Consider the following 3,668-nt stretch of genomic DNA (forward strand, 5'->3'; position numbering starts at 1 on the left):
GGCCCGCTCCGCGTCGGACAGCCCGTACCACCGGAGGTAGGTCTCCTCGACCACGCTCTCCGCCTCACCCGCGCTCCCCAGCATCCAGTAGGCCACGTCGAGCAGATACCGACGCTCGTCGAGCAGTTCCCCGATCGGCGCCGTGTCAGCCTGGTCCATGGAGCACCCTCCCTGACGGCTTCAGCGAGTCCTCACGCACGACACACTTCTTTCAACTCGGCTCAACCAGTGAGACCGGACACCCCTGAATGTTGTGACACCGGTAACCGGGGCAGCGGCCGCCTGTCACAGATGCGCCCATTGCCCGGTCTCATGGTCAGCAACCGGTACCGCCTCGCGGAGACGAGAAAGCGGTTTGTTCTCCCCTGGCTGCTGAACGAGGAGGCTACTCCGTGTATTGGCGCGAGCGGGCAGCTTGCCTGCGTGTGGACCCTGATCTGTTCTTCCCCGTAGGACACACCGGTCCGGCACTCGACCAGATCGAGGAGGCGAAGGCCGTGTGCGGCCGTTGCCCCGTCCTGGAGCAGTGCCGCGACTGGGCGGTGGAGGTGGGCCAGGTGGAAGGCATCTGGGGTGGCACGACGGAGAGCGAACGCCGTGCGCTGCGGCGGCGCAGGATCCGTCGGACCGAGGACTCGGTCATCACCGCAGCGTGACGGCAACCGCCGTACAGGGGCGTGGACCTTGCTGATTTCCAGTGATTCGAGCACAACACTCATGGACGATTCATGAACGGTGGTAAGGGGATGGAAAAAGGGGAAAGGGTTGCCGCATGGGCCGATGGGCGCCTGGGTGTGTACAGCCAGGTCAGGGCGAAAGCGCGTAAGGCCTTTCCGGACCACTGGTCGTTCATGCTGGGCGAGATCTGCCTCTACAGCTTCATCATCATCATCGTGACCGGCGTGTATCTGACGTTGTACTTCCATCCGTCGATGAACCAGGTGGAGTACACCGGCAGCTACGCACCGCTGCGCGGCCAGCTGGTGTCGGAGGCGTTCAACTCGACCATGCACATCTCCTTCGACGTCCGCGGCGGACTGCTGATCCGGCAGGCCCACCACTGGGCGGCACTGGTCTTCGTCGGCGCCATGCTCGTCCATATGATGCGCGTCTTCTTCACCGGCGCCTTCCGTAAGCCCCGTGAACTCAACTGGCTCTTCGGATTCCTGCTGCTCGTCCTCGGAATGTTCGCGGGGCTGACGGGATACGACCTTCCGGACGATCTTCTCTCCGGGACCGGGCTCATGGTCGTGCACGGAACGATTCTCTCCATCCCGATCGTCGGAACCTACATCGCGATGTTCCTCTTCGGAGGCGAGTTCCCGGGGAACGATCTGGTGGCGCGTTTCAACACGATCCACGTCCTGCTCATCCCGGCCCTCATGGTGGCGCTGCTCGTCGCCCATCTGATCCTGGTCCTGCGCCACCGGCACACCCAATACCCGGGTCCGGGGCGCACCGACAAGAACGTGGTCGGAGTTCCGCTCAAGGTCCGCCTCGTGAAGTCCGCCGGCTACTTCTCGCTGGTCTGCGGAGTCATCTTCGTCATGGCCGCGGTCGCGCAGATCAACCCGGTCTGGGCGTACGGCCCCTACCGGGCTGACCAGGTCTCGGCGGGATCGCAGCCCGACTGGTACATGGGCGTGGCGGACGGGCTGCTGCGCGTCATGCCGGGCTGGGAGATCGCCTTCTGGGGCCACACCCTGGCCCTGGACAACCTGATCCCCCTGTCGGTGGGCCTGGGGCTGTTCCTCGCCATGGGCGCCTATCCGTTCCTCGAGGCCTGGGTGACCGATGACGATCGTGATCACCACCTCCTCGACCGGCCGCGCAATCGCCCGGTGCGTACGGGACTGGGTGTCGCATGGCTCGGCTTCTATCTGGTGGCCACGATCGGCGCCGCGAACGACGTCATCGCCATTCGCTTCCATGTCTCGGTCGAATCGGTCACGTGGGCGGTTCGCATCGGTCTCTTCGTCGTGCCCGTGCTGGCCTATCTCGTGGCGAGCCGGATTGCGCTGGCCCTCCAGCGCCAGGACCGTGACAAAGTGCTGCACGGCCGTGAGACCGGCGTCATCAAGCGACTTCCGCACGGCGAATTCGTCGAGGTGCACGAGCCGCTCAGCCAGGAAAGACTGCACGCCCTCACACAGCACGAGCAGTACCAGCCGATTTCGGCCGGCCCGGATGACGGATCCGGTCTCGCCCGGCGCCTGCGTGCGCGGCTCAGCCGGAGTTTCTACGGCGAGGACACGCAGATCACCAAGCCGACCGAGCAGGAATACAAGGAGATCACCGGCAGACACTGAGCCGCCCCTCGGCGTCGCCGGCCCTTTTTCCGCGGTGCTGTCACACCGTCAGCACCTGTCCTGTCCTTGAGGGTGAGAGCAGGTACGAGCCAGCCGACCCAAGGAGTGCACCTCATGACCAAGCCCGTTCTTGAGACTGCGGCTCAGGAGCTCGCGGACGCGACGGCCAGCCCGCCCTTCCTGTACGAACTCGGCCCGGAGGGCGCCCGCAAGGTCCTGGACGACCTCCAGGCCGCGCCGGTCGAGAAGCCGGACGTGGAGGAGAAGTGGTTCACGGTCTCCGCCGAGGTGGGCGATGTGCAGGTACGCGTCGTCAAGCCCGTCGGCAGCCAGGGCGCACTGCCGGTCGTCCTCTACGTGCACGGCGGCGGCTGGGTCATCGGCAATGCCGGCACCCATGACCGTCTGGTGCGCGAGCTGGCCGTCGGGGCGGACGTCGCCGTCGTGTTCGTCGAGTACGACCGCTCACCGGAGGCCACTCCTACGGCGGATCGGTCATCAGCGACGCCGCCCGGGGCGCCGACAACGTCAAGGCGCTCGTGTACATCGCCGCCTTCGTTCCGGAGAAGGGCGAGAGCGCGCCGGAACTGTCGGGCAAGTTCCCCGGCAGCACGCTCGGCGAGGCGCTGCGCCCCGTCCCGGTCACTCTGCCGGACGGCTCGCAGGGGACGGACCTCTCCATCGAACAGGGCAAGTTCCATGGCCAGTTCGCCGCGGACGTGCCCAGGGCGACCACCGACCTGATGGCGGTGACCCAGCGCCCGGTGACCAGCGCCGCGCTGGAGGAGGGCGCCTCCGAGCCGGCCTGGAAGACCGTTGTGTCCTGGGTCCTGGTGGCCACCGAGGATCTCAACGTCCCGCCGCAGGCGCAGACGTTCATGGCCGAGCGCGCCAAGGCGCACACGGTGCGGGTCCGGGCCTCGCACGCGGTGAGCGTGTCCCGTCCCGACGCCGTCGCCGACCTCATCGAGAAGGCGGCGCGCACGGTCCGCTGACCGGCGCACACAGCAGGGCGGGGCGGCAGGACGCCGCCCCGCCCTTTCGTGCGTTCAGCGGGAAGCCGCGGTGTGGGAAGTCGTGGTGGAGGAAGGAAACCGGCGCAGCGCCTGTGAGATGGCCGCCATCCGCTCGTCGAGGTCGACGAGTTCCCGGCGGAGCTCGTGGACGCGCGTGCGCAGCTCGGTGGCTTCGGCGGCCAGGGACACGACCGTGGCCGCGAGGTCGACACGGTTCTCCGTGACGGAGGTCATCCGGATCTCCCCGTTTCTAGGCCCGTACTTCGCGGGTCGTTGATTCGTATGGTGTGACCGGTCCGGGGGTGTCCTCGGGCCGGGGTGTGGCGTTGGGTGGGGTGTGTCG

At 67.0% G+C, this 3,668-nt stretch carries 3 protein-coding genes and 3 pseudogenes; 4 read left to right on the forward strand and 2 right to left on the reverse strand.

The features are described 5' to 3' along the window. A pseudogene (locus tag AB0J04_RS45460) lies at positions 1-159 on the reverse strand (RNA polymerase subunit sigma); the annotation flags it as partial. Positions 160-392: 233 nt separating this feature from the next. Between AB0J04_RS45460 and AB0J04_RS45465 the strand changes: the two are divergent. The 4 genes and pseudogenes from AB0J04_RS45465 to AB0J04_RS45480 form a co-directional block, all read left to right on the forward strand. After that, complete coding sequence (locus AB0J04_RS45465; protein WP_363174612.1) at positions 393-656, forward strand: WhiB family transcriptional regulator; 264 nt, start codon at positions 393-395, stop codon at positions 654-656. 90 nt (positions 657-746) lie between these two features. Further along, a complete protein-coding gene (locus AB0J04_RS45470; protein ID WP_363174613.1) occupies positions 747-2,309 on the forward strand; it encodes a cytochrome bc complex cytochrome b subunit in 1,563 nt (520 codons plus the stop codon). Positions 2,310-2,423: 114 nt separating this feature from the next. Then, a pseudogene (locus tag AB0J04_RS45475) lies at positions 2,424-2,786 on the forward strand (alpha/beta hydrolase); the annotation flags it as partial. After that, a pseudogene (locus AB0J04_RS45480) lies at positions 2,783-3,304 on the forward strand (alpha/beta hydrolase); the annotation flags it as partial. The pseudogenes AB0J04_RS45475 and AB0J04_RS45480, both read left to right, overlap by 4 nt. A 54-nt stretch (positions 3,305-3,358) precedes the next feature. Here AB0J04_RS45480 and AB0J04_RS45485 read toward each other — a convergent pair. Further along, positions 3,359-3,559, reverse strand: a complete 201-nt coding sequence (locus AB0J04_RS45485; protein WP_363174614.1) for a hypothetical protein — start codon at positions 3,557-3,559, stop codon at positions 3,359-3,361. Positions 3,560-3,668: the final 109 nt, after the last annotated feature.

It is taken from the genome of Streptomyces sp. NPDC050263 (assembly GCF_040655955.1).
In the GTDB taxonomy this organism is placed as follows: domain Bacteria; phylum Actinomycetota; class Actinomycetes; order Streptomycetales; family Streptomycetaceae; genus Streptomyces.

Bases quoted from the DNA above. Each gene is read 5' to 3' on its own strand.
- AB0J04_RS45470 (WP_363174613.1), top strand. From the start codon at position 747: ATGGAAAAAGGGGAAAGGGTTGCCGCATGGGCCGATGGGCGCCTGGGT.
- AB0J04_RS45485 (WP_363174614.1), bottom strand. From the start codon at position 3,559: ATGACCTCCGTCACGGAGAACCGTGTCGACCTCGCGGCCACGGTCGTG.